We start from the raw sequence: 24,625 nt of genomic DNA on the forward strand, positions 1-24,625 counted from the left end.
AGTTCAGTGAGCTGATTCACAGCGCCGACGCGACTCGGCAGCGAGCACCGCGACGCGCACGAGGGCAGTGGGAGAACAGCAGTGACCAACACCGAGTCCGCGCCGAGCGCGGCGAAGAAGGCGTCCGCGCGCAAACCAGCCGCCAAGAAGGACGCGCCGACCGTCATCGAGGTGCGCAATCCCGGCACCGGCCAGATCGTCGGCACGGTGCCGGGGCAGAGCGCCGACGAGGTCGCGGCCACGGTGCGCGAATTGCGGCTCTACCAGCCGGAGTGGGAGGCCATCGGCCCCGACGGCCGTAAGGAATGGCTGCTGAAACTGCAGGACTGGCTGATCGACAACACCGAGCACCTCGCCGACGTGCTCCAGTCGGAGACCTCCAAGCCGCGCGCCGACGCCCTCATCGATCCGTCCTTCGGCGCCGACCTGATCGGCTACTACGCCCGCCGCGCGGCCAAGTTCCTCGCCGACGACCACCCCTCGCCGCACAGCCCGCTGGCTCGGGTCAAGAAGCTCACGACGGCGTACCGCCCGTACCCGGTGGTCGGCGTGATCACCCCGTGGAACTTCCCGCTGGCCATGCCGGTGATGGACGTGATCCCGGCGCTGGCCGCGGGCGCGGCGGTGGTTCTCAAGCCGTCCGAGGTGACCCCGTTGTCCGCGCTCGAATTGGCAAGGGGCTGGCGGGAAATCGGCGCGCCGCCGGTGTTCGCCGTCGTCACCGGCGCGGGTGAGACCGGCGCGGCGGTGGTCGGCAATGCCGATTACATCCAGTTCACCGGGTCCACCGCCACCGGCCGCAAGATCGCGGCGGCGTGCGTGGAGCGGATGATCCCGTACAGCCTCGAGCTCGGCGGCAAGGATCCGGCCATCGTGCTCGCCGACGCCGACATCGATCGCGCGGCGCACGGCATCGCGTTCGGCGGCATGTTCAACGCGGGTCAGGTCTGCATCTCGGTGGAGCGGGTGTACGTCGAGGCGCCGGTCTACGACGAGTTCGTCGCCAAGCTCACGGCCAATGTCAAGGCGCTGCGCCAGGGCATCGACGGCCGCGAGCTGAAGCACGACGTGGGCGCGCTGGCCAACGAGAACCAGGTCAACATCGTGCAGCGCCACGTCGAGGAGGCGGTCGCGGCGGGCGCCAAGGTGCTCACCGGCGGCAAGCGCACCGGCCAGGGCACGTTCTTCGAGCCGACGGTGCTCGTCGACGTGGACCACAGCATGTCGTGCGTCGCCGAGGAGACCTTCGGCCCGACGCTGCCCGTGATGAAGGTGGCCGACGAGGCCGAGGCGATCCGGCTGGCCAACGACTCCGTATACGGTCTCTCGGCCTCGGTGTGGACCGGCGACAAGGACCGCGGCGAGCGCATCGCCCGCCAGTTGAACGCGGGCGCGGTCAACATCAACGACGTCTTCGCCAACCTGTTCAGCTACGCGCTGCCGATGGGCGGCTGGGGCCTTTCCGGTGTCGGCGCGCGCTGGGGCGGCGCCAACGGCGTGCGCAAGTACTGCCGCCAGCAGGCGATCACCAAGCCGATGGTGCCGACCCTGCAGAAGGAACTGTTCTGGTACCCGTACCAGAACTCCAAACTGCTCACCGCGCTCGGCGCCATGCGCGCCGCGGGTGCGCGCGGCCTGCGTCGTATCGACATCCCCGCACTGCTGAAACTCAAGGGAGACAACAAGTGACCGACCCGGCGAAGATCCGAGGCAAAGTCGTCGTCATCACCGGCGGCGCCCGCGGCATCGGCCTGGCCACCGCCACCGCGTTGCAGGCGCTCGGCGCCAAGATCGCGATCGGCGATGTCGACGAGACCACCGTCAAGGAGTCCGGATCGGCCCGCGACTTCGAGCTGTACGGCAAGCTCGACGTCACCGACGCGACCTCGTTCGAGTCCTTCCTCGACGAGGTCGAGCGCACCGTCGGCCCGATCGACGTGCTGATCAACAACGCGGGCATCATGCCGACCGGCAGGCTGGTCGACGAGCCGGATCAGATCACCCGCCGGATCCTGGACATCAACGTCTACGGCGTGATCCTCGGCTCCAAGCTGGCACTGGCCAGGATGCTGCCGCGCCGCAGCGGGCACGTCATCAACATCGCCTCGCTCGCCGGTGAGACGCACATCCCCGGGCTGGCCACCTACAACGCGAGCAAGCACGCGGTGCTCGGCTTCACCGACACCCTGCGCGAGGAGTACCGCGACTCCGGCGTGCGCTTCTCCTCGGTGCTGCCGACGCTGACCAACACCGAGCTCGGCTCCGGCGTGACGGCGCCGAAGCTGCTGCGTCCCGCCGAGCCGGAGGAGATCGCCGACGCGATCGTCGGGCTGATCGAGACGCCGCGCTCGAAGGTCAGGGTCACCGCGGTGGCCGGGATCGTCTCCCAGGTCGTCGGCCTGCTTCCGCAGGCGATCGGCGACGGCATCGCGCGGGCGCTGGGCGCGAGCCACGCGTTCCTCGACGACGTCGACGCGGAGAAGCGCAAGGCCTACGAGGAGCGCGCCAGAAGCGTGTAGATCACGGGGCCTGCGCAGCTTCCGCGCCGAGCAAGTCGGCGACGAGCCGGTCGACGGTCTCGGCGGCACATCGCCGGTTGTCCCCGACACCGCCGCGGGCGCCACGTTTCGCCCAGCCGACTACGTACAAACCCTCGATCGGCGCATCGGTATCGGGTGCGACGACTCTGCCGTGCCGGTTGGCGACCACGCCGCCATCACCGAGCCGGATACCGGCGGGCGGGTCGACGGTGAAGCCGGTGGCGCACACGACCGAGTCGGCGGTGAAGGTTCGTCCCGCCCTGGTCGCCACCCGAATGCGGTCACCGTCGGCGCGAACGGAGGTGACCTCGTGACCGAACGACAGGACGATCGACCGTGCCCGTCGCCCCTCCGCCGACCTGGCGGGACGGTGCGCCAGATCGGCCAGCAGGCGCTGGACCGGGTCGGAGGCGTCGCCGAGTTCCGAGGCGGGCGCGACGGTCATGGTGGCGTCCAGCTCGGCCAGTTCGTAGAGCGCGGACAACGTGAACGACGGGCGTCCGACCGGGGACCGCGCGACGACCGTTACCTGGGTGACCGGCCCGCCGGAACGAGTGAGAACGCGCCCCCTCGCGATGGCCGCCACGACGTCCAACGCGACGTTGCCGCCACCTACGACAACCGTCGCCGGACCGCGGAGCGGCAACACCGGTGTGCCTGGCCGGGCGCTGTTGACCGCCGACAGCAGCGACAGCGCCTGGTGTACGTCCGGGATTCGCCCGGCTCCGATCTCCCGCGGCCGCGACGCCCCGACGGCCAGGACCACCGCGTCGAACTGGCGTCGAAGCGTGGGAATCGAGATGTCGACACCCACACGGACGTTCAACCGTACGGTCACCCTGTCGTCGCCGAACGGGATGTCGAAGAGTCGGACCATGTCTCGGATCCCGTCGTGCTGCCGCGACACCGCGGTACGCAACAACCCGCCGATCTCCGCACGTTGCTCGAAGACGGTGATCCGTATTGTGCTGGATCGTTGCAGCAGCTCACGCACGGTGTACATGGCGGCGGCACCGGCACCCACGACGGCGATCCGCAACGGCGTCGCGGTTCGCGGGAAAGCCTGCGGGAGTCCGAGCCCTGCGAAGCGCCCCGCGGGGCCGATCGCCGCGAAGGACTCGGCTGCCAGACGGGCGTAGCGGCGTTCCGAATCACTCAGCGCGCCTTCGCTTTTGATCGCCCCCGCCGGACAGGCCGGGACGCACGCCGAACAGTCGATGCAGCTGTTCGGGTCGATATAGAGGTGTTCGACCGATTCGAACTGCGGGTCCCCCGGTACGGGACGGATGCAGTCGCGAGGGCACACCTCGACGCAGGACGCGTCCTTGCAACAGTGTCCCAGAATGACATGGCTCATCCGTGCCCGCCGATCACAGGAGGTGGGATTTGCGATAGATCCATCGCGCGGGTCCGTTCAGCAACTTCTCTCGGTCGAGGAACGCGACCAGTGGCGACGCCGCGCGGCGGAACATCATCCGGTGGTGTTCGTTCCGGCTGATCTCGGCGCGCACGGTCGACCAGTCCAGGCCGACACTGCGGTAGATCCGCTTGTTGATCATGCCTTTGGCGATGACGTGGGCGCCGATCGCGATGACGATCGTGCCGACAAAGCGTCTCGGCCGCGACACCCGCACCAGATGGTCGCGAATCTTCTGACGCGCGAACGACATATGCCGTGACTCTTCGACGACGTGCACGTACGACGTCCGGCGCACCGTATCGGCGACTCTGTCGTCGCGCATCCAATCACGCTGCATGACATCGAAGACCTCCTCACCCGCCAGCACGATCGCATAGGCGATCTCGTCCCAGGCGAAGGTGCGAAACAGCCACCCGGCGAGGACCATCGAACGGTCCAGGCGATAGTGGCCGGTCCCCAGCCGCTCGATGGCCTCGGCGAACATCAGCGAGTGCAGGTTCTCGTCGGCGCATTCGTTGAACAGGAATTTCACATCGGCTCTTGTCGGGTCCACGTTGTGGACGCGCCGCAGCAGCACGATCTGCAACGCGACCTCCAGCCAGATCGCGACGCCGAGAAAGTGCGAGGCCTCGCACCTGGTCAGATGTTTTCTGGCCGATTCGGTCAGGTCCGTCCAGGACGGCGTACCGAAGAGCGGAGACCACTCCGGACTCATCCCGTAGCGATCCTGATCGGCGGCATCGACTTCGGCCTCCCGCAGATCGAACGACAGACGTCGCGCCGAGTCGAGAAGGCGGTCGTAGACGGCGGCAGGATGGTCGGGACCGGTCATGCGGTCGGTGCCAGTCGCCGTCGCAGCGACTGTTGCGCCCTGGAGAGGATGCACTTCATTGTTCTCCTCGAATCATGTTGCTTGTCAGAGAATTCGCGGCACGGGGGGCCTCCGGATCGCTCGAGCCCGCGCCCGCCGGGCGCAAGCTCCAAAAAACGTGTGCTGACGGCCGCTTTCACCGCGGCCGCCAGCAAAGCGGGACCGGCTCCGCCGATCCGTGATGTCCGATCACTCGGAGGCTCACTACACCGCATCGCTGGACGGCGATGCCGCGTTAGTCACCGTCGACTCCACGGGCACACTCCCACTGCTCCGGAACCCCCGGGCGGTCCGGAGACGCGCTGTGATCGCGGTTTGCCGTCGATCACAGCGCCTCCGCCGTATGTGCCGGATGTCGCACCGCGCGAGCGCCTGGTGGCAACCGCCGTCACTCCGGCTATACCAACAACCCAGCAATTTGTGATCAATATCACTCTTTTCGGCCGTAACAGGGTCCGGCCGCTCAGCGAGGGGTTTCTGTCCGGTCACTGAGTTCGCGGAGCACACCGCGAGCCCGGTCCGCAGATCACGAGTCTGTAACATAAGCGCTGGTCAAACGACCAAAGAATGTGCGACGCAGCCTAGCCGCGGCGCGTGCCGGAAATTCGCCGAGCCGGTGGTGCAGATGACCATGTCAGGCAATATGCTGTCCCTAACAAACCTGCCGACTGTTTCGGTGCCCGTATCCAAACTTTTCGGCCTGATAAGGCTGGAAATTGAAGACTGATTCTGATAGCAAGGGGCTATGGACCCGCATTTGCGCGACCTGCGGTATTTCGTCGCCGTCGCTGAGGAACTGCATTTCACCAACGCCGCTCAGCGGCTGCACATCGCACAACCCACCCTGTCGCGTCAGATCCGCCAGCTGGAACGCCAGCTCGACGTGGTCCTGTTCGACCGCAACCAGCGCAGCGTCGCGCTGACCGTCGCGGGCAAGGAGTTGCTCGAAGGCGCCCGCAAGATCCTGGAGCTCTGGGAGGTCACCAACGTCTCCCTGCAGGAGGCGGGCGAGGTGCTGCGCGTCGGCATCCAGTCCGCGCTCGGCCGCGGACTGCTCAACGATCTGGAGAGCGCGAGCGGCCACCGCTTGGCTCTGCACGCCGCCTCCTGGACCGACCCGTCCAGCGGTCTCGCGGGCAGGCAGGCCGATCTGGCGCTGGTGTGGCTGCCGCTGCCGGACCCGAACCGGTACCGCTGGGAGGTCCTGCGCACCGAGCCGCGCTGGGTGCTGCTACCCGAGAACCACCCGCTGGCCGATCAGGACAGCATCGATTTCGCCGATCTGCTCGACGAGCCGTTCATCGCGCTGCCCTCGGAAGCGGGCGCGGTGCGCGACTTCTGGCTCGGCAACGACGCGCGCAACGGCCGTCAGCCCAAGATCGGCGCGGAAGCGGCGACGCCCGAGGACAAGCTGGAGGCCGTGAGCCTCGGCCTCGGTGTCTGCCTGCTCGCCGAGAACAATGTGCCGATGTACCGCTGGCCCGGTCTCACCGCGCGGCCACTGACCGGACTCGCGCCGTGCGAGCTCGCCGTCGCGTGGCGGGCCGACGACACCCGACCGACAATCCTGGAGTTCGCGGCCCGCGCCGTCGAGGGTGGCTTCTCCTCCACCCAGCAGCAGCCGCTGGCCAGCTGAGCGGTTTCCCGGCGCACCGTCAGCGCACGGTGCGCCGCCAGGGGTGCAGCTGTTCGAGTTGCGCGGAAAGCCGCAGCAGGGTGGTTTCGCTGCCGGGCAGGCCTGCCAGCTGAGCGGCGACCGGAGTGCCGGAGTGGGGGTGCGTGCCCATCGGCACGGAGGCGGCGGGCCAGCCGACCAGGTTCCAGATCGGCGTGAACGGGGAGAACCGGAAGCCGGTCAGCACATTGGCGAACCAGCCCCTGCGGTGCCAGGCGCGCGCCCGCGGCGGCGGAGTGGCCAACGTGGGCGTGATCACCACGTCGTAGCTTTCGAAGAATTCGAGCAACCGGGCTTCGATCCGGTCGACCTGTGCGGCGCGGACCAGCTCGAGCCGCTGGACGAAGCGGCCCAGCGCCAGATGACGGCGGGTACGCGGTTGCAGACGTTCGGGACGAGCGAGGGTGGCGGCCTCGGGCAGCGCCACCGTCAGCCAACGGAGCAGGAGTGCGAGGACGGCGTTGCCGTAGGGCAGCGCGGTCGTCTCCACCTGGTGACCGGCCGCGGCGGCGACGGCCGCCGCCTTGTTCGCGGCTTCGGCCCAGTGCGGGTCGACGCGGACGAACCGGGAAGGCGGGGCGATGGCCACCGCGATGCGTAGTCGGCCCGGCGGTTCCAGCTCGGCTAGGTCGGGGCGGGCGGCCATGACCGATAGCGCGAGCGCGGCGTCGCCGACGGTCGTCGCCAGCACGCCGTTCTCCACCATGCCGCCCCAGGAGTCCAGGCCGACCTCCGAGGGCACGGTGTGCCTGCCGGGTTTGATGCCGTAGACGCCGCAGGCGGCCGCCGGAATGCGCACCGAGCCGAGTCCGTCGTTGCCGTGCGCCACGGGGACCAACCCGGCCGCGACCGCCGCGGCGGCGCCGCCGGAGGAGCCGCCCGCGCTGCGCTTGACGTTCCACGGATTCCTGGTGATGCGGTGCTGATCGTCGGTCATCGCCCAGAGTCCCAGCTCCGGCACGGTGGTGAGCCCGACGACGACCGCGCCCGCGTCGCGCAGCCTGCGCACCACCGGGTGGTCGGCCGTGGCCTGGCCGGTGTCGGTCGCCGCCGAACCGCACAGCACGGTCTCGCCGGTCACCGGGATGTTGTGCTTGATCGCCACCGGCACACCCGCCATCGGCAGCACGTCCAGATCCGACCGCTGTTCCAGCGCGATGGCCTCGGCGACCGCGCGCTCGACGCGCACCACGCTGAACGCGTTGGTCGTCGCGTCCTCGGCGGCGATGAGTGCGAGGGTCGCGTCGACGACCTCGGTCGGTGTCAGCGAGCCCTCGCGGACGCCTGCGGCGATGGTCACCGCGGGACCCCGCGGCGACTCCCTTTGCCCCTCGGCGTACGGCCCCCCTCGCTCGCTATCGCCCACGGGTGCCTCCCGGGCGGACAATGGTTCGGTGCTCGTGGTTTCGGTGATCGCGGCCAAGCCTTCGGCCACCGCCGTAGCCTTGTTGTGCATGTGCTGATTCGCCCCCGTCGCATCGTTGTCGAAATCGGGTGATCCGCTGTTGTGGCGCAAGTTATCATTCCCGATACTGCTCGGGGGACGATGACGTCGGGTGTGGCGGATTTTATCCGGTGCAGCCACCCACCGACCAGTGCGGATTTCCCGAACTCCGCCACAGCTAGTAGGTCCGAGAATGAGTGCCGACTCCGATAGAAATACCCGTCCGGATACGGCTTCCGACTCCGAGTCCGGCGGCCAGTTGCTCCGATCCGAGCTCGTCGCGGTGCAGGCCTTCACCGCGGCGTGGGCCGCCGCGATCAACATCGCCCCAGATGAGGGCCCCGGACCACTACCGGAGATCACCGCGTTCCTGCCCGACGCGCGCACCCTGCGCCGTGAGGCGCTCATCGCACTGATCCGGGTGGATATGCGGCACCGGTGGCTGCGAAAGCCCGCGCTCGGAGCGCGCCGCCAGGAAACGCCGCCGCCCGCGCCGCGGCGCAAACGACTGGCCGAATACTGCGCCGATTTCCCCGAGCTCGAACGCAAGAACATACCGGCCAGTTTGGTGTACGAGGAATTCGTCGTCCGGCGCCAGAGCGGCGAGCGCGTCGACCCGCGGGAATGCTTGCGCGAATATCCGAACCAGGCGGCCGAGTTACGCGGTCTGCTGAATGCCGACGACGTCGACCAGAGCACCCGCCGAACCCCGCCGGAGGCCCTCGACGACTCCACCCGACCGCCGATCGACGAGACCGACACGGCCGCACTCGACGAGACGCGCCAGTCCCCGATCGACGAATCCACCCGCGCCGCGTTCGACGGAACCATGCCCGCGACCGGCCCCGACCAGAGCTCCGCGCTGAACCGAACCACCACGTCCGTTCGTGGTACGGGGGTGAACCACACGGCGGAGGCTACGAGGGCCGCCGATCTGGGCGGAACAGAAACCGCGATCGGCACCACGATGGGTACCGGACCGGGTCGTCTCGACCCGCTGGACCGCATCGAGGTCGGTCAGCGCGTCGACGACTTCGACCTGCTGACCGGTCTCGGCAGCGGCGCCTTCGCCCGGGTCTTCCTGGCCAGGCAGCGGTCCATGCAGCGACTGGTCGCGGTGAAGATCTCCGCCGACCACGGCACCGAGCCGCAGACCTTGGCCCAGCTGGATCACGACTACATCGTGCGGGTCTTCGATCAGCGCCTGCTCGACGCGGGCGAGGCGGGCGAGACCGCGCGGCGGTTGCGCCTGCTCTACATGCAGTTCCTGCCCGGCGGCACGCTGCTCGGCGTGCTGCGTTGGGTGCGCGCCACCCCGCCGGAGGAACGCAGCGGCCAGCTGCTGCTCGACGCGGTGGACGCGGCGATGGAGGAGAAGGGCGAGATCCGGCCGACCGATTCCAGCGTGCGCGCCGAGATCGCCGCGCTGAGCTGGCCGGAGACCGTCGCCTGGCTGGGCCGCAGGCTGGCCGAGGCGCTCGACTACGCCTCCGCGCACGGCGTGCTGCACCGCGACGTGAAACCAGCCAACGTGCTGCTCACCGCGGAGGCCGTGCCGAAGCTGGCCGATTTCAACATCAGCTTCAGCCGCAATGTCGAGGGCACGAGCCCGGTCGCCTACTTCGGCGGCTCGCTGGCCTACATGTCGCCCGAACAGCTGGAGGCCTGCCACCCCGGCCGCACCCGCTCCGCCGCCGACCTCGACACCCGCTCGGACATCTTCTCGCTCGGCGTGGTGCTGTGGGAGCTGCTCACCGGCGCGAAGCCCTACGACGACAGCACCGCGGGCGCGGGCCAGCGCGGCGACGACACCACGCTGGAAGCCATGCTGGAGCGGCGCTGCGTCGGCGTCGACGCCGCTGCGCTGGCCCGGGTACCGAAGGACTGCCCCGCCGCGCTGCGCCGCGTGCTGCTGACCTGCCTGCGACCGGAGCGCGACGAGCGCTGGTCCAACGGCGCGACGCTGGCCAAACAGCTCGACCTCTGCCTGGACGAGCGAGCGCGCGGGTTGGTCGACCCGACACCGGGCAGCTGGCGGGAGCGGCTGCAGCCCTACATCCTCCCGGTGATGGTGGTGGCCATCGCCGTGCCGAACATGCTCGCCTCGCTCTACAACATCCAGCACAACCAGAACCTCATCGTCGACCGAATGCCCGAGGACGCACAACACACGTTCCTGATCCTCACCGGCGCGGTGAACGCGGTGTTCTTCCCGATCGGGTTCTTCACGATCATCTACTCGATGCGCTACATGCTGCGGGTGACCAAGGGACTGCGCAAGGGCAGACGGTACGACCCTGACACGCTGACCCGCGCCAGAACCGACACGCTGCTGCTCGGCGAGCGGGCGGTGGCCATCCCGTTCATGTTGTGGGTGCTCGCCGCGCTGACCTTCCCCGCCGTGATGCAGCTGTCCACCGGCGACGTCACCGGGCGCGACGTCGTGCACTTCATGGCCTCGCTTGTGGTCTGCGGCGCCATCGCCGGGTCGTATCCGTTCTTCCTGGCGACCTTCTACCTGATCCGCTGCATCTATCCGATCTTCTTGCGGCACGGGAACATCAGCGCCGAGGACGCTGGCAGATTGCGCGCGCTCGACCGGCGCTGCAACCTGTACCTCGCGATCGCGGCCTCGGTGCCACTACTCGCGGTAGCCGGGGTAACCTTCCTCCCGCCCGAGGACATCCCCATGGTGATCGTCGCGGTTCGCGTGCTCTGCGTGGGCGCCATCATCGCGTTCGTCGGGTCGTATTTGCTGTTCCGCGCGCTCGAGGCCGACCTGCGCGCGCTGGAGCGAGTGGTGGCGCCGAGCGGGGAGCCCGGCGCGGCGACCGCGCAAGGCGGCTCCGCCCGGCACGACAACCGCCCGCGCGCGGCCGCGGAGCGTCCATGACCGTCACGCACGTCGATCCGGTCGGACGCTTCACCGCCGCTTGGCGGCACTGCCTGCATGCCGCCAGCGAAAGCCCGCCGCACCTGGCCGACTACGTGCCCGACGGCACCGAGGTACGGACCGCCGTGCTCACCGACCTGGTCCGCATCGACCTGCGGCACCGCTGGAGCGGACGCGGGCCGGTCAAGCGCATCGCGGAGTATCGCGAGGAGTTTCCCGAGGTCGACGCCAGCCCGCAGCTGGCCGACCTGATCTGCGAGGAGTTCACCGCCCGGCGCGGACGCGGCCCACTGCCGCTGGAGGAATTCCTCGCGGAGTACCCCGAACTGGCCGACACCGTGCGCGCCCGGCTCACCGGCGAGCAGGGCCACGCCGGGGTTGTGCACGTCGACCGCGATCCCGCCGACCTCGCCCCCGGCCAGCGGGTCGACGACTTCGACCTGCGGACCGAACTCGGCAGCGGCCGCGCCGGGCGGGTGTTCCTGGCCAAGCAGTTGTCCATGCAGCGGGTGGTCGCGGTACGGATCGCGGCGGCGGGCGGTGCGGACCCGCAACCGATGGTCCAGCTCGACCACCCGAACATCGTCCGCGTCTTCGACCAGCGGGTGCTCGCGTTCGACGGTGAGATCGGCAGGCTGGTCTACATGCAGTACCTGCCGGGCGGCACCGCGGCGGAGGTGCTCGAGCGTCGCCGCGCGGCGGAATCGGCACAACGCCGCCGCGGCCAGGACGAGGCCATGGGCGGAGCGCTCCTACTCGACGCGCTGGACGCCGCCATCGAGGCCAAGGGCGAGATCCGGCCCGCGGACTCCCTGGTGCGCGCCGAGCTCGCCGAGCTCAGCTGGCCGGAGACGGTGGCGTGGATCGGCCGCCGCCTCGCCGACGCACTCGGTTACGCGGATCGCCACGGCATCGCCCACCACGCCATCGACCCCGCCAACGTGTTGTTCACCAGCGAAGGCACCCCCAAGCTGGCCGACTTCGCGCCCGGCGACGGCACGACAACGCCACCCGATTCACCCGCGGCGCTTCGCGAGTGGCTCGCCTACCGCTCCCCCGAACAGCTCGCCGCCGCGCTCGACTCCGACACACCGGCCCCGGACAGCCGCAGCGATCTCTACGCGCTCGGCATCCTGCTGTGGGAATTGCTGACCGGGACGAGGCCATTCGCCGACGACCCGCCCACCGTCGAGGCGGCGCTGCGGGCCCGCCGAGCGGGCGTGCCCGCGGCGGCGCTCGCGACGCTGCCCGCCGACTGCCCGCCCGCGCTGCGCCGCGTCCTGTTGACCTGCCTGGAGCCCGACCCGCTGCGGCGCTGGCGGAACGGCGCGGTGCTGGCCGAGCAATTGGACCTGTGTCTCGACCCGCGCGCCCGCGACCTGGTCGACCCGCCCGAGCACAGCTGGCGGGTGCGACTGCGCCCCTGGCGGGTGGTGCTGATCGCCCTGGCCATCGGGGTGCCCAACATCTTGGCCTCGATCTACAACATCGACCACAACAACATGCTGATGCACAGCAGGCAGTCCGCGCAGACGCAGCGGCAGTTCGAGATCTACTCGATCATCGTCAACGGCTTCGGCTTCGCCATCGGCACGGTGCTGCTGGTCTACCTGGCCAGATACCTGATCACGGTGCCGCACGGATTGGCCGCGGGCGTCCGCTACGACGAAGACGTGCTGCACAAGGCGCGTGCCTCGGCCGTGCGGCTCGGCGACTGGGCCGCGCTGATCATCTTCACCATGTGGCTGGTCTCCGGTCTGGTCTATCCGCTCGCGCTGCGCGGCACCCCCGACGTCGTATCCGCCAGCGACTACGCGCATTTCATGATCCTGCACACCGTCTCCGGCGTCATCGCGATGACGTATCCGTTCCTGCTGACGAACTTCTACCTCATCCGGTGCATTTACCCGATGTTCTTGGGACAGGGCGGAATCGAGCGCTCCGAGGCGAACGACCTACGCGCGCTGCGCCGCCGCAGCGGCGTGTATCTGGTGCTCGCCGCGTCCATTCCGCTCATCGCGGTCGCAGGATCGACCCTGTTGCATCCCCCGGACCTGGCCAAAATCATCGTCGCACTGCGGATAATGTGCATCGCGAGCATCGTCGCCTTCGTCGCGGTCTATCTGCTGTTCCGGGCCATGGAACAGGATCTGTACGCGCTGCGGCGGAGGCAGGTGTACCCATGATGGCGTAGCTCTCCGCGTGAGTGGCGGGTTCGTAGGCATCAACCCAGGAGCACGATGAAGCCACCGTTCGGCAGGCTGGTGAGCCTGTCGCATGTGCACGATCCGGCGACGACGCCGATCTTTCCCGGCGACCCGGAATTCCGCACCGATATCGTCGCCACCGTCGCCAACGACGGGTACTACCTGCGGTACATCCAGCAGGGCGAGCACACCGGAACGCATTGGGGCGCACCGATCCACTTCCACGCCGACGGGCTGGCGGCCGACGAACTGGACCTGGCCGATCTGCTGCTGCCCGCGGTGAAGATCGACGTCCGCGAGCGGTGCGCGGCGGACCGCGATTACGCCGTTACCGTGGACGATCTGCGGCGCTGGGAGTCGCGGCACGGCCGCATCCCGGACGGCGCGGCCGTGATCGCGTGGACCGGGTGGGACGCCAAGTGGGGCGGCCCCGACTTCATCGGCGTCGATGAATCGGCCGGTCGCCAGCCCGGATTCGCGGTGGAGACGGTGGAGTGGCTGTTGCGGACGGGACGGCTCGGCAGGCGCGGCGCGCTGGGCATCGACACCTTCGGACCCGATGTGGGCACCGACGACACCTACGCGGTGTCCAAGCTGCTCTACCGTGAGCACCGGATCAGCCTGGAGTGCCTGGCGAATCTCGGTGAGCTACCCGCGACCGGCGCGTGGATCCTGGTCGGCGGGCCGCTCTATCGCGGTGGGTCGGGCTCGCCCGCAACGATTTTCGCGTTGCTGCCCTGAGTCGTCGTGGGCTGCTGCCCTGGGCTGTTGTGGGCGAGTGCCCCGAGCTGTTCGGGCTGGGTGTCCTAGGCCCCGCCGTAGACCTTCGGGTCGAGGGTGCCGATGTAGGGCAGGTCGCGGTAGCGCTCGGCGTAGTCGAGGCCGTAGCCGACGACGAACTCGTTCGGGATGTCGAAGCCCACGTGGGCCACGTCGACGTGGGTGCGCAGCGCGTCCGGCTTGCGCAGCAGGGTGACCACCTCGAGCGAGGCCGGGTTGCGGGTGGACAGGTTGCGCTTGAGCCAGGACAGGGTCAGACCGGAGTCGATGATGTCCTCGACGATCAGCACGTTGCGGCCCGCGATGTCCTTGTCCAGGTCCTTCATGATCCGCACCACGCCCGAGGAGGAGGTGGACGAGCCGTAGGAGGAGACGGCCATGAATTCCATCTGGGTCGGGATGGGCAGCGCCTTGGCCAGATCGGTCATGAAGAAGATCGCGCCCTTGAGCACGCCGACCAGCAGCAGGTCGCCCTCGGGAGCGTCGGCCGGGTAGCGCTTGGCGATCAGCTCGGCAAGCTCCTGCGTCTTGGCGGCGATCTGTTCCTCGGTGATCAGCACCGACGCGATGTCGTCCCCGTACACGTCAGTTGGTTTCCCTTCCTGTGCGCCGCTGGTTTCGATCGATCCCGCTCGGCATCAGTCACTGCGCAGACATCGGTCTTGTTCGCGCAGTGTCAGCCTGCCATGTTCGCGCGCGGCAACCAACCTCGTGTCCGGTGACCCGCCGCCGACTGCCACCCCTCCCTGCCCGCGCCACGCCGTGACCAGGGCGTCCACCGCCCGTAAATGCTTGTCGGTCAGCGCTTTCGCTCCGCCGTGCAGCAGCCAGGAGCGGATCGCCCTGCGGCGCAGCGCGGCGGGCGCAGTGGCGAGCGTCTCGATCGACAGCGCCACCTCATCATCGGCGGCGCCGGAACCCTCGACGGCGGGGCCGGGTACCTTCGCGGCCTCCAGCAACTCGTCGGCAAGCACGTCGAGCAGCGCGCCGTCCTCGCGCAGCTGTTCGGCGGTGCGGGCCAGCGCGGCCGCGACGCCGCCGCCTAGTACGTCCTCGAGCAGCGGCAACGCCTCGGTGCGCAGCCGGACCCTGGTGAATTCGGGCGACAGGTTGTGCGGGTCCTCGTGCGGGGTGCGGCCGAGGTCGGCGCACATCTGGCGGGTCGTGGCCCGCCGGACACCGAGCAGAGGCCTGCCCCACGGTTCGGCGTAGGCGGCCATGCCCTGGATCGAGCGTCCGCCGGAACCGCGGGCGAGTCCGAGCAGCACGGTCTCGGCCTGATCGTCGAGGGTGTGGCCGAGCAGAACGGGCGCGCCGTGGCGGGCGGCGTCCATCGCGCCGTATCTGGCCGTGCGCGCCGCCGCTTCCAAGCCGCCTTCGGCGCCGACCTCCACCGCGAGCACGCGGGCCGATCGGCAGCCGAGCGCGAGGGCCGCGGCGGCCGCGTCCGCCGCCACCTGTCCCGAGCCTTCTTGCAGGCGATGGTCGACGATCAGCGCGTCGACGTGCCGGATCTCGACGACCGCCGCGGCCGTCAGAGCCAGTGAATCCGCCCCGCCGGACAGCCCGACCGCGACGGAAGCGCCCTGCGCCAGATACTCCCCGGCCCAGGACCGCACCGCGCGCCGGACCTCGAGCACCGCCGCAGTCTCCGGCAATTTGCGCGGGCCACTCGAACCAGCGCCGCCCGCGCCCGAGCCAGCGCTACCCGCACTCGAACCAGTACGGCCCGCAGCCGAACCAACGCTGCCCGGAGTCGAACCAGCACGGCCCGCACTCGAACCAGCGCTGCCCGCAACCGAACCAGCACGGCCCACACTCGAACCAGCGCTGCCAGCGGTCGACCCGGTCGCCTCGAGCTGCCCGGGCGTCACTCGTACCGCACGGCCCATGGGGAGGACACTACCGAGTCCCGCCGCCTCCGAGGCCGTGACGGGTTCACGGAAATCGCGGATTCGGCGCGCCGCTCGGCGAGCCGACGACCACCGTGCTCGGGCAGCGCCGCGAGCCGAGCCGTCGGCCGCACCGGACGCTTCGTGTCTCGCCGCTCCGTCGGTGCGGATCGTCCACATGCCGGGGCCGCGCGGCGATCCGCGGCCCGTCGCCGAAGTTCGCTCAGCCCAGTACGCGGGCGATCCAGCGGTCCGGGTTCTCGATCTCGTCCGGCCGGGGCAGCGTCTCGGGATTCGACCACACCACGTTGAACCGCTCCATGCCGACGCGGCCGACGACGTGGTCGACGAACGCCTTGCCGCGGACGTACTGCGCGACCTTCGCGTCCACGCCGAGCAGGGCCCGCAGAATGCGCTGTAGCGGGTTGGTCGGGCGCTTGCGGCGCTTGTCGAAGGCCGCGCGGATCTGCTCCACCGTCGGGATGACAGTGGGGCCGACGGCGTCCATCACGTGGTCGGCGTGGCCTTCGAGCAGGGTGCCGAGCATGAGCAGCCGGTCCAGGGCCTCGCGTTGCGGCGGCGCCTGGGTGGCGCGCAGCAGACCGACGACGCCGCGGGTGGCCGGATCGTCGGATGCGGTGCCGCGGCGGCGGTCGCGCAGTTCGTCGACCAAACGGGTGAGCATGTCGGTCAGCGGTTCGTCGCCGACCTCGGAAAGGATGTCGACGTTGTTGCGCATGTAGTCGGCCAGCCAGGGCGCGGAGGAGAACTGCACCCGGTGGGTCACCTCGTGCAGGCACACCCAGAACCGGAAGTCACCGGCCGGGACGCCGAGCGCGCGCTCGACGGCCATGATGTTCGGCGCGACGAGCAGCAGTGTGCCGTCCGGCCCGGTGAACGGGTCGTACTGGCCGAGGATGGCGGTGGAGAGGAACGCCAGCATGGCGCCCGCCTGCACACCCGCGGGCTTGCCCGCGAACGTGCCGCGGCCGTGCGGATCGCCGCCGGTACCGGTGAGCTGGGCCATGGAGTCGGCGGCCGCGCCGATCCAGCCGGGCCGGTCGACGATGCGCGCCGCGGGCACGGGCTGATCGTCGAGCAGTCCGCTCACCTCGCGAACCGGTCCCTCGGCCCGCACCGACGCCTCGGCCAGCTCGGCGACCACCTGCTCGGCCGAGTACCGCGAGGTGCGCGGACCCGGCGGCACCAACGCCGATCCGGTACGCGCGGCCAAACGCCAGTCGACGGCGCCGGACAGGCCGGAGCGACGTCGCGCCTTGCCGTTCGATGCCGAATCGGCGACGGCGGATTCGCGTGTCTTGTCAGCGCCTTCGATCATGGTCAACCACCCGTCACGAGCATCCACAGTTGCGCAGCGTGCCTGCGATGGCGTCCAACGCGGGCCTGCTCACCTCCGGCGGCCGATCGTTCGACATCAACGCGAAGGTCAGCACCCGGCCATCCCGGTCGAGCACATATCCGACCAACGTGCTGGCCACCGAGAGAGTTCCGGTCTTGGCGCGCACCCATCCGGCGCCACCGCGGTTCTGGGTGACATACCGGCTGGCCAGCGAGCCCGTCGCGCCCGCGACCGGCAGATCGTCCAGCATCGGCGCGAGGGTGGCCGCCAGCTTCCCGCCCGCGGGCCGAGCCTTGGTGCCGGTCGGCCGGGTCAGCGAGTCGTCGGTCGACTGGGCGGCGGTGGCGACGATCTTGTCCAGCAGGCGCGCGGGGATGCGGTCGTCGGTGGAGAGTCCGCTGGTGTCGTGCATCACCACCCCGTTCAGATCGAAACCCGTCTTCTCCAGTGTGGCGGCCACGGCGGCCACCGCGCCGGCGAACGACGGTTCGTGTCCGGTCGCCACCGCGATCTCCCGGCCGATGGTCTCGGCGAGCACGTTGTCGGAGTAGACCATCATGTCGCGCAGCCGGTCGCGCAGCGGCGCGGACTGCACGCTCGCCACCTCGGCCGCACCCGGCGCCGCCTTGCCCGCGCGCACCCGAGACGGGTCGAGCCCGAGTTCGATGGCCAGCCTGCGTCCAGCGTCCAGCGCGGGGGTCGAGCTGCGCGGGGAGTATTCGATGAGCGGTTCGACGCGTCCGCCGTCGATCATCACTGCTTCGATCGGCGCGATCGAGCCGCCGGGGATGTCGGCGTCCTCCCAGCCCTTCGCCATGGTCGGCCCGGCGAAGGCGGTGGTGTCGACCACGATGGTGTCCGCCGCGCTCCCGGCCAGCCTGATCTGCGCGACCAGGTCCGCGAGGCGCGGGCCCTTCGGGTAGTAGCCCTTGCCGTCGGCCTGCGCGGTGAGCGTCGGATCTCCGCCGCCGACCAGCACCAGTTCGTTCGGCGCCGCCCCGGCGACCACCTTGGTGACGACCCGCTGGTCCGGCGGCAGCGCGAGCAGCGCGGCCGCGGTGGTGAGGATCTTGGCGGTGGACGACGGGATCATCGGCGTGCCCGGATCCTGGCTCCACAGCGTGGTTCCGCTCTCGGCGTCGGTGACCACACCGGCGAACGTGCCGAGATCCGGATTGGCAAGCGCCCCGCCGAGCGCCGCCGCGACACCGGCCGGGCTCGGCGCGGGCGCGTTCGACGGCGCGGGAGCCACCTGCGGAAAAGGTTTGACCAGGGCGGGCGGCGCGGCGATGGTGAGCCCGCCGTGCCGGAATTCCGGGGTCCACGGCTGGACGACGACCAACGCACCGCCGGCGGCGATCAGCAGCACCCCGAAGGTCGCCCCGAATCCGATCCACATCCTGCGCCGCCGCCGCGCGGCCAAGTCACCGATATTTCTCTTCTTCCCACCAACCACGTACCCGTCGTCTCCCTGACTCGGCTGCCACGCACCACCGGCGCACCCATGCCCTTTTGAACCTCGGCCCCACCGATCACACTATCCTCGTTCCGCTACCGTTCCCCCGAACAACCTGGCGAGTCGGCGGTCGTGCCCGCTCGAGCCACCGGATGCAGCACAGAAGGAGATGGCGTGGAGTTCGACGTCACCATCGAGATCCCCAAGGGTTCCCGCAACAAGTACGAGGTCGATCACGAGACCGGCCGTGTTCGGCTCGATCGCTTCCTCTACACCTCCATGGCCTACCCGGCCGACTACGGCTTCATCGAGAACTCGCTCGGCGAGGACGGCGACCCGCTGGACGCGCTGGTCCTGCTGCCCGACTCGGTGTTCCCCGGCGTGATCGTCGAGGCGCGCCCGGTCGCGATGTACAAGATGGAGGACGAGGCGGGCGGCGACGCCAAGGTGCTGTGCGTGCCCGCGGGCGATCCGCGCTGGGACCACATCCAGGACCTGGCCGACGTGCCGGAGTTCGAGCTCGCCGCGATCAAGCACTTCTTCGAGCGCTACAAGGACCTGGAGCCGGGCAAGTACGTCAAGGGCTCGGAGTGGGTCGGTCGCGCCGAGGCCGAGGCCGAGGTGGAAGCCTCCTTCAAGCGTCTGCAGGAGAAGGGCGGCCACTGAGTCACCCGACGAAGGCGGGAGGTCCGTACGGACCTCCCGCCTTTTTCGTTTCCCGAATGGGTTGTCCCCGTACGCGAAAGGGACGCCCGGCCTGCGCCGGACGTCCCTGGGGATCCGATCACGGTGCGAGAGCGCCGATTACGGGTGGTTTCGCGGGATCAGTAGTAGATGTAGAGGTCCCAGCCGTCCCAGGCCTCGACGCACTCCCAGTAGTAGCCGCCGGTGCTGGGCGAGACGCCGTCGGCGCGGCAGGCCTCGAAGGTGGCGTAGGTGCCGATGTAGGTGGCCCCGTAGCCGGTGGCCTGGTAGGTCGGCGCGGCGTTGGCCGTCGCAGCCGTCGACACCCCGGCGACGGCTGCGGTGGCAAGAAGGCCCGCGGCGAGGAAGGACTTGATTCGCATTTCACTGCTCCTGGAAAGCGAGGTTGATGTTGACCTCTCTCAAGGTAGGGAGCGAAACGCCGCGAAACAGCCACCCCTAGGGCTCGAACACCCAAGCCCTCAGGAGATTCCACCTTCTCCACCACGGCAGCGGCATTCGAATCGCACACTCGCAATTCGCAAGACTCGGCCCCGACTCGACGTCGAAAGCCACACGGCGATCGGAGGTTTTGTGCCGCGAGTCAGGAACCGGGGCCGTCCGCACCGCGCCGCGCGCTCTCCCGATCCGCGCTCTTGTCCAGCGGCGGCTCCACCGTCGCACCGCCCGGCAGCGGCAGGCCGGTCTGCTCGATGACCCGCGCCTCGACATCCACCACCGATTCGGCTTTGTCGTTCGCCGCCTGGATGCCGCTGACCATGCGCAGCGGCACTTCCTTCCAGAACAGCACGAGCACCAGCGCGAGCAGCGCGAGGCAGGTGACGGCGAGGAACACCGTCGACATGGAGTCGGCGAAACCGACCTGGAAGGGCCTGGCCAGCTCCGGGCTCAGCTGCTGGACGATCGAGCTGTCCTTCAGCACCTCGCCCGCGGCCGAAGTGTCTTGGGCGAGCAAACCTTTGGCCAATGCGGCGTCGGCGGGCTTGCCGCTCTGCGCACCGGCGAGGACGGCCTGTGCGAACTCCGGATCGCGTGCGGCGGCGCGCAGTTCGTCGGTGATGTTCGGCGTCATTCGCGCGAACAGGATGGACAGGAACACCGCGACGCCCAGCGTGCCGCCGATCTGCCGGAAGAAGGTGGCGGCCGCGGTGGAAACGCCCATGTCCTTGGGCGGCAACGCGTTCTGCAAGGCGAGGGTGAGCGGCTGCATGAGGTTGCCGAGACCGAAACCGGTGCAGGCCATGAAGAGCATGGCCAGCCACAGCGGGCTGTCCGCGTCCAGGAAATGCAGCAGGAACAGGCCGAGCGTCAGCGTGGTCGCGCCGATGATCGGGAAGATCCGGTAGCGGCCGGTTCGCGAGATCAACTGGCCGGACAGGATCGAGCCGAGCATCAACCCCAGCACCATCGGCAGCATTTGCAGACCGGCCATCGTCGGGCTCGCCCCGCGAACGACCTGGAGGTACTGCGGCAGCAGCGAGATGCCGCCGAACATGGCCGCGCCGACCACGAACGAGATGACGACGCCGAGCGCGAATGTCCGGTTGCCGAAGATTCGCAGCGGGATCAGCGCCGCGTCCTTCAGCCCCTTCTCGACCACGACGAACCCGGCGACGCCGAGCGCGCCGATCACGTAGCAGACCACCGAAGGCACGCTGCCCCAACCCCATTCGCGGCCCTGTTCGGCGACGACGAGCAGCGGCACCAGTCCGACGGCCAGCACGAGCACACCCCACCAGTCGACCCGATCGGTGGAGTGCGGCTTCTTCGGCAGGCGCAGCACCCGCGAGACCACCGCGAGCGCCACCAGCCCCACCGGCACGTTGACCAGGAAGACCCAGCGCCAGCCGCTGACGCCGAGGATGGTGTCCTGCCCGGCGAGAATGCCGCCGAGCACCGGGCCGATCACGCTGGACGTGCCGAACACCGCGAGGAAATAGCCCTGGTAGCGGGCGCGTTCGCGGGGGCCGACGATGTCGCCGAGGATGGCGAGGGCCAGCGACATCAGCCCGCCCGCGCCCATGCCCTGGACGGCGCGGAAGGCGGCCAGCTGGTACATCGACTGGGCGAGCGTGCACAGCAGCGAGCCGACGACGAAGATGCTGATGGCCGCCATGAAGAACGGCTTGCGGCCGAACATGTCCGACAACTTGCCGTAGAGCGGCGTGGTGAGAGTGGCGGTGATCAGGTAGGCGGTGGTGGCCCAGGCTTGCAGCGCGTAGCCGTCGAGATCGTCGGCGATGGTGCGGATCGCCGTCGAGACGATGGTCTGGTCCAGCGAGGAGAGCAGCATGCCGAGCATGAGCCCGCTGAGGATGGTCAGGATCTGCCGGTGGGTGAATCCCGCCTGCGGCGTCACAGCGGTCGGAGTGGTCACGAACGCCGCTCCGCTTCATCCGGATTCGTGAGCCGCGGCCCGGCGACCATCGCGGGTCGCGCGCGTTCGAAATCGTCGACGAACTGGCGCAGCAGGTCCGCGAAGAGCGCGCGGTCGTCCGGCGTCCAGTCGGCCATCACCAGGGTGAGGTTGTCGTGGCGGCGCCTGCGGATACGCTCGGCCACCTCCCGCCCCCGCTTGGTCACCTCGAGCACCGTCGCGCGTCCGTCGGCGGGGTCGGCCGTCCGCCGGACCAGCTCACGCTCGACCAGCTGGGCGACCTGACGGCTGACCGTCGACGCGTCGGAGAACACCGCCTCGGCCAGCGCGCCCGAGCGCATCGGGCCGTCGCACAGCAGCCGGAACAGCACGGCGAACACAGCCGGGTCCACGCCGTCCGTGGTGCGGATCTGCAAGGCGGTCCGGTCGCGGATGCGCTGGAGCCGGGTCAGTTGCACCGCGATGGTGTCGATCGAAAGGTCGTCCGCGTCCACGCCCCGCCACCTTTACTTGCGCCAATCAATTAGTTGTTCGTCGCAAGTATGTCGGTGCGTGGACGCCGGAGCAAACGCCTATCGACCCTTGAACTGCGGCTCGCGCTTCTCGAAGACGGCCTGGATGGCCTCGGTCAGGTCCTCCGACGGCAGGAAGGCCGCGTTCCACGCCGAGACGTAGCGCAGCCCCTCGGCCACCTCCGACGCGCGCTTCTGGTCCAGCACGTCCTTCACGCCCTGCACCACCAGCGGCGGGTTCGCGGCGATCTCGCGCGCCATCGCGTGCGCCGCGTCCAGCACCGCTTCCTGGTCCGGATACACGTCGTTGACCAGGCCGATCCTCTCGGCGCGCGCGGCGTCGATGTCCTTGCCGGTGTAGGCGAGCTCGCGCAGGTGGCCCTCGCCGATGATGCCGGGCAGCCGGTGCAGCGAACCGATGTCGGCGACGATCGCGACCTTGGCCTCGCGCAGGCTGAACTTGGCTTCCGCGCTGGCCAGCCGCACGTCGACGGCCGCGATCAGGTCGAGGCCGCCGCCGATGCACCAGCCGGAGATGGCCGCGATCACCGGCTTGGTGCACTCGGCCACCGCGGTGACCGAGTCCTGCATCCGCCGGATCTCCTTGAGGAAGTCGGTGCGCGGCGCGGCCAGCGCCTTGTCGGCGAGCAGCGGACCGAAGGTGCCCGCCATGGCCGGGAGGTCGAGGCCGTAGGAGAAGTGCTTGCCCGCGCCGGTGAGCACGATGGCGCGCACCTCGGGATCGGCGTCGAGACCGCGGAAGATCTCGGGAAGTTCGCGCCAGAAGTCCGGGCCCATCGCGTTGCCCTTGCCGGGGCCGGTCAACGTCACCTGCGCGACGTGGTCCTTTGTCTCGACGGTGAAAGCCTGCCAGTCAGTCATTTGTACAGCGTATACGCCGCTTGCGCGGGCCGGCAGGGGGAAGGCACCGAGGCAGGAACGCGGTCTGTTCTCGGCAGGAGCAAATGCGCGGTTTTGCTTACCCTGGATCCATGAGCAGGGCCCAGCTACCTCCGGTCGCCTGCCGGGTCGCCGACACGCTGATCGCGCGCGGCCATCACGGTGTCATCCTCCGCCAACCCACACCCACCCGCACTGCCGCCGACGCGGCACGCGCCCTCGGCGTCGAGGTGGGAGCGATCACCAAATCGCTTGTGTTCCTGCTCGATCAGGACCCGGTGCTGCTGCTGGTCTCCGGCGCGCACAACGTGGACCTGACGCAGACCGGCGCACGATTGGAAGGCACGCTCACCCGCGCGCCCGCGGCGCTGGTGCGCGAGGTGACCGGTCAGCCGATCGGCGGGGTCGCGCCGGTCGGACACCCCACCAACCTGCCGACCTGGGTGGACAACGCGCTGGCCAGGCACCAGGAGCTGTGGGCGGCGGGCGGGCACCCGAACACGCTGTTCCGTACGTCCTTCCGGGAGTTGGTGCGGATCACCGCCGGGCTTCCGATCGATGTGGACTGAATCTCACACCGCCGCATGAGCTGCGGGTTTCCGGGGCGAACGGCAATCGAACAACAATCGCCCGGCCCGGAGCGGGCGAATCGGGCGTACGTTCGTCATGTGACCGAAGCACCGCAGCCGCACACCGGCGTCCGGATCCCCGACGACCTGAGCGGCATCACCGCCGAGCAGTACCGCGCGTCCATGCGTCACTATCCGGCGGGCGTCACCGTGGTCACGCTCTCCTGCCCGAAGGGACCGGTCGGCTTCACCGCGACCTCCTTCGCCTCGCTCTCGCTGGAACCGCCGCTGGTGTCGTTCAACATCGCGCACACCTCGTCCAGCATGGCCGCGATGCTCGACGCCGATTCCGTGGTCATCCACTTTCTCGGCGAACACCAACAGCACATCGCCAAGCGCTTCTCCCGCTCCGCCGAGGAACGCTTCACCGACCGCTCCCTGTGGACCACGCTGGACACCGGCGAACCCGTCCTGCACGGCACCCCCATCTGGGTCCGCGCCGTCGTCCAGCAACTCATCCCCATCGGCGACCACACCTTCGTCGTCGGCCTGGTCACCCGCGTCCACGACAACACCGACGAAAAGCCGGCCGCCGCACCGCTGTTGTACTACAACGGCCGCTACCACCGCCCGTCCTCCCTGGAGGGCTGAGCGAGTTCAGGCGACTCGCGGCTTCACCTCGACGACGAGATCCGCGTCCAGCGCGCCCGCCAAGCGCTCCAGCACGGGCAGGCTCGGAATCGTCCCGCCCGCCTCGAAACGAGCTACCGCCGACTGGGTCATCCCGGCGGCCTGAGCGAGCGTGGTCTGGCTCCAGCCCCTGCCCTCCCGCATCTGCCGGATGGTGCGACCGAGCTGATAGGCCAATTTCGCAGCGGCGTAAGCCTCTTCCGCCCCCGGCTCTCGCATGCGCCGGTCCCTGATCTCCGCCCAGTCCGATCGCTCACCCATGGATCTCAACCTCCTCGGCCGTATGCCGCTCGGCCATACAGCGCTCCATAGCGCGCCGTGCTCGCTCGATCTC

The 24,625-nt window shown here is 69.4% G+C and carries 21 protein-coding genes and 1 pseudogene; 9 read left to right on the forward strand and 13 right to left on the reverse strand.

The features are described 5' to 3' along the window. Positions 1 to 81 precede the first annotated feature (81 nt). Both ABZV58_RS14000 and ABZV58_RS14005 read left to right on the forward strand, forming a co-directional pair. Entirely contained in the window at positions 82 to 1,689 is a 1,608-nt protein-coding gene (locus ABZV58_RS14000) for an aldehyde dehydrogenase family protein (protein WP_355000477.1), read from the forward strand. Then, the gene (locus ABZV58_RS14005) at positions 1,686 to 2,519 is read left to right on the forward strand and encodes an SDR family oxidoreductase (protein WP_355000478.1); all 834 of its coding nucleotides are present in this window, start codon (positions 1,686 to 1,688) and stop codon (positions 2,517 to 2,519) included. Before ABZV58_RS14000 ends, ABZV58_RS14005 begins: the two co-directional genes overlap by 4 nt. Before the next feature lies 1 nt (position 2,520). Here the strand turns inward: ABZV58_RS14005 and ABZV58_RS14010 are convergent, their stop codons facing one another. The 3 genes and pseudogenes from ABZV58_RS14010 to ABZV58_RS14020 all read right to left on the reverse strand — a co-directional run bounded on the left by ABZV58_RS14010 (position 2,521) and on the right by ABZV58_RS14020 (position 4,792). Further along, positions 2,521 to 3,564, reverse strand: coding sequence for an FAD-dependent oxidoreductase (locus ABZV58_RS14010; protein ID WP_355000571.1), 1,044 nt, complete (start codon positions 3,562 to 3,564; stop codon positions 2,521 to 2,523). A 153-nt stretch (positions 3,565 to 3,717) separates the two neighbouring features. Further along, a pseudogene (locus ABZV58_RS14015) lies at positions 3,718 to 3,897 on the reverse strand (ferredoxin family protein); the annotation flags it as partial. Between the two features lie 13 nt (positions 3,898 to 3,910). After that, a complete protein-coding gene (locus ABZV58_RS14020; RefSeq protein ID WP_355000479.1) occupies positions 3,911 to 4,792 on the reverse strand; it encodes a diiron oxygenase in 882 nt (293 codons plus the stop codon). Positions 4,793 to 5,576: 784 nt separating this feature from the next. Here ABZV58_RS14020 and ABZV58_RS14025 point away from each other — a divergent pair. Continuing rightward, positions 5,577 to 6,467 carry a LysR substrate-binding domain-containing protein gene (locus ABZV58_RS14025; RefSeq protein WP_355000480.1) on the forward strand — a complete coding sequence of 297 codons (891 nt, stop codon included), beginning with the start codon at positions 5,577 to 5,579 and terminating at the stop codon, positions 6,465 to 6,467. A 19-nt stretch (positions 6,468 to 6,486) separates the two neighbouring features. Here ABZV58_RS14025 and ABZV58_RS14030 read toward each other — a convergent pair whose 3' ends face one another. After that, complete coding sequence (locus ABZV58_RS14030; protein WP_355000481.1) at positions 6,487 to 7,806, reverse strand: amidase family protein; 1,320 nt, start codon at positions 7,804 to 7,806, stop codon at positions 6,487 to 6,489. A 337-nt stretch (positions 7,807 to 8,143) separates the two neighbouring features. On the opposite strand from ABZV58_RS14030, the gene ABZV58_RS14035 reads away from it, so the two are divergent. From ABZV58_RS14035 to ABZV58_RS14045, 3 genes are read left to right on the forward strand one after another with little or no spacing between them, the layout of a single operon-like run. Then, the gene (locus ABZV58_RS14035) at positions 8,144 to 10,843 is read left to right on the forward strand and encodes a protein kinase (protein ID WP_355000482.1); all 2,700 of its coding nucleotides are present in this window, start codon (positions 8,144 to 8,146) and stop codon (positions 10,841 to 10,843) included. After that, positions 10,840 to 13,029: a serine/threonine-protein kinase gene (locus ABZV58_RS14040; protein ID WP_355000483.1), complete on the forward strand. Its 2,190-nt coding sequence runs from the start codon at positions 10,840 to 10,842 to the stop codon at positions 13,027 to 13,029. Before ABZV58_RS14035 ends, ABZV58_RS14040 begins: the two co-directional genes overlap by 4 nt. Positions 13,030 to 13,083: 54 nt before the next feature. Continuing rightward, a complete protein-coding gene (locus ABZV58_RS14045; RefSeq protein WP_355000484.1) occupies positions 13,084 to 13,791 on the forward strand; it encodes a cyclase family protein in 708 nt (235 codons plus the stop codon). Between the two features lie 65 nt (positions 13,792 to 13,856). Here the strand turns inward: ABZV58_RS14045 and hpt are convergent, their stop codons facing one another. The 4 genes from hpt to ABZV58_RS14065 form a co-directional block, all read right to left on the reverse strand. After that, positions 13,857 to 14,414, reverse strand: coding sequence for a hypoxanthine phosphoribosyltransferase (gene hpt, locus ABZV58_RS14050; protein WP_355000485.1), 558 nt, complete (start codon positions 14,412 to 14,414; stop codon positions 13,857 to 13,859). A 54-nt stretch (positions 14,415 to 14,468) separates the two neighbouring features. Beyond that, positions 14,469 to 15,470, reverse strand: coding sequence for a tRNA lysidine(34) synthetase TilS (gene tilS / locus ABZV58_RS14055; RefSeq protein ID WP_355000486.1), 1,002 nt, complete (start codon positions 15,468 to 15,470; stop codon positions 14,469 to 14,471). Between the two features lie 475 nt (positions 15,471 to 15,945). Continuing rightward, the gene (locus ABZV58_RS14060) at positions 15,946 to 17,061 is read right to left on the reverse strand and encodes a zinc-dependent metalloprotease (RefSeq protein WP_355000487.1); all 1,116 of its coding nucleotides are present in this window, start codon (positions 17,059 to 17,061) and stop codon (positions 15,946 to 15,948) included. Between the two features lie 13 nt (positions 17,062 to 17,074). Beyond that, the gene (locus ABZV58_RS14065) at positions 17,075 to 18,481 is read right to left on the reverse strand and encodes a D-alanyl-D-alanine carboxypeptidase (protein WP_355000572.1); all 1,407 of its coding nucleotides are present in this window, start codon (positions 18,479 to 18,481) and stop codon (positions 17,075 to 17,077) included. A gap of 231 nt (positions 18,482 to 18,712) precedes the next feature. Here ABZV58_RS14065 and ABZV58_RS14070 point away from each other — a divergent pair, with 231 nt between their 5' ends. Beyond that, on the forward strand, positions 18,713 to 19,204 hold the full coding sequence (locus ABZV58_RS14070; protein ID WP_067789948.1) for an inorganic diphosphatase: 492 nt from the start codon (positions 18,713 to 18,715) through the stop codon (positions 19,202 to 19,204). Positions 19,205 to 19,362: 158 nt separating this feature from the next. Here ABZV58_RS14070 and ABZV58_RS14075 read toward each other — a convergent pair whose 3' ends face one another. From ABZV58_RS14075 to ABZV58_RS14090, 4 genes are all read right to left on the reverse strand, one after another. Then, a complete protein-coding gene (locus ABZV58_RS14075; protein ID WP_067789945.1) occupies positions 19,363 to 19,605 on the reverse strand; it encodes a hypothetical protein in 243 nt (80 codons plus the stop codon). Between the two features lie 221 nt (positions 19,606 to 19,826). Then, a complete protein-coding gene (locus tag ABZV58_RS14080) occupies positions 19,827 to 21,620 on the reverse strand; it encodes an MDR family MFS transporter (protein WP_355000488.1) in 1,794 nt (597 codons plus the stop codon). Further along, positions 21,617 to 22,114, reverse strand: coding sequence for a MarR family transcriptional regulator (locus tag ABZV58_RS14085; protein WP_355000489.1), 498 nt, complete (start codon positions 22,112 to 22,114; stop codon positions 21,617 to 21,619). Before ABZV58_RS14085 ends, ABZV58_RS14080 begins: the two co-directional genes overlap by 4 nt. Before the next feature lie 78 nt (positions 22,115 to 22,192). Beyond that, positions 22,193 to 23,014 (reverse strand): crotonase/enoyl-CoA hydratase family protein, encoded by an 822-nt coding sequence (locus ABZV58_RS14090; RefSeq protein WP_355000490.1) that lies wholly within the window; start codon positions 23,012 to 23,014, stop codon positions 22,193 to 22,195. Between the two features lie 110 nt (positions 23,015 to 23,124). On the opposite strand from ABZV58_RS14090, the gene ABZV58_RS14095 reads away from it, so the two are divergent. Together ABZV58_RS14095 and ABZV58_RS14100 are read left to right on the forward strand one after the other, a co-directional pair. Then, positions 23,125 to 23,601 (forward strand): YbaK/EbsC family protein, encoded by a 477-nt coding sequence (locus tag ABZV58_RS14095; protein WP_355000491.1) that lies wholly within the window; start codon positions 23,125 to 23,127, stop codon positions 23,599 to 23,601. A 99-nt stretch (positions 23,602 to 23,700) separates the two neighbouring features. Further along, positions 23,701 to 24,252 carry a flavin reductase family protein gene (locus tag ABZV58_RS14100; protein WP_355000492.1) on the forward strand — a complete coding sequence of 184 codons (552 nt, stop codon included), beginning with the start codon at positions 23,701 to 23,703 and terminating at the stop codon, positions 24,250 to 24,252. A gap of 6 nt (positions 24,253 to 24,258) precedes the next feature. On the opposite strand, the gene ABZV58_RS14105 is transcribed toward ABZV58_RS14100, so the two are convergent. Beyond that, positions 24,259 to 24,552 carry a helix-turn-helix transcriptional regulator gene (locus ABZV58_RS14105; protein ID WP_355000493.1) on the reverse strand — a complete coding sequence of 98 codons (294 nt, stop codon included), beginning with the start codon at positions 24,550 to 24,552 and terminating at the stop codon, positions 24,259 to 24,261. Positions 24,553 to 24,625 lie beyond the last annotated feature (73 nt).

The sequence above is a fragment of the Nocardia sp. NPDC004654 genome (assembly GCF_040609595.1).
Lineage (GTDB): Bacteria > Actinomycetota > Actinomycetes > Mycobacteriales > Mycobacteriaceae > Nocardia.

What these genes read in the sequence shown, in the direction of transcription:
- ABZV58_RS14025 (WP_355000480.1), top strand. Translation starts at nt 5,577, where the DNA reads ATGGACCCGCATTTGCGCGACCTGCGGTATTTCGTCGCCGTCGCTGAG.
- ABZV58_RS14045 (WP_355000484.1), top strand. Translation starts at nt 13,084, where the DNA reads ATGAAGCCACCGTTCGGCAGGCTGGTGAGCCTGTCGCATGTGCACGAT.
- ABZV58_RS14060 (WP_355000487.1), bottom strand. Translation starts at nt 17,061, where the DNA reads ATGATCGAAGGCGCTGACAAGACACGCGAATCCGCCGTCGCCGATTCG.
- ABZV58_RS14090 (WP_355000490.1), bottom strand. Translation starts at nt 23,014, where the DNA reads ATGACTGACTGGCAGGCTTTCACCGTCGAGACAAAGGACCACGTCGCG.
- ABZV58_RS14040 (WP_355000483.1), top strand. Translation starts at nt 10,840, where the DNA reads ATGACCGTCACGCACGTCGATCCGGTCGGACGCTTCACCGCCGCTTGG.
- ABZV58_RS14020 (WP_355000479.1), bottom strand. Translation starts at nt 4,792, where the DNA reads ATGACCGGTCCCGACCATCCTGCCGCCGTCTACGACCGCCTTCTCGAC.
- ABZV58_RS14095 (WP_355000491.1), top strand. Translation starts at nt 23,125, where the DNA reads ATGAGCAGGGCCCAGCTACCTCCGGTCGCCTGCCGGGTCGCCGACACG.
- ABZV58_RS14075 (WP_067789945.1), bottom strand. Translation starts at nt 19,605, where the DNA reads ATGCGAATCAAGTCCTTCCTCGCCGCGGGCCTTCTTGCCACCGCAGCC.
- ABZV58_RS14035 (WP_355000482.1), top strand. Translation starts at nt 8,144, where the DNA reads ATGAGTGCCGACTCCGATAGAAATACCCGTCCGGATACGGCTTCCGAC.
- ABZV58_RS14065 (WP_355000572.1), bottom strand. Translation starts at nt 18,481, where the DNA reads ATGTGGATCGGATTCGGGGCGACCTTCGGGGTGCTGCTGATCGCCGCC.
- ABZV58_RS14105 (WP_355000493.1), bottom strand. Translation starts at nt 24,552, where the DNA reads ATGGGTGAGCGATCGGACTGGGCGGAGATCAGGGACCGGCGCATGCGA.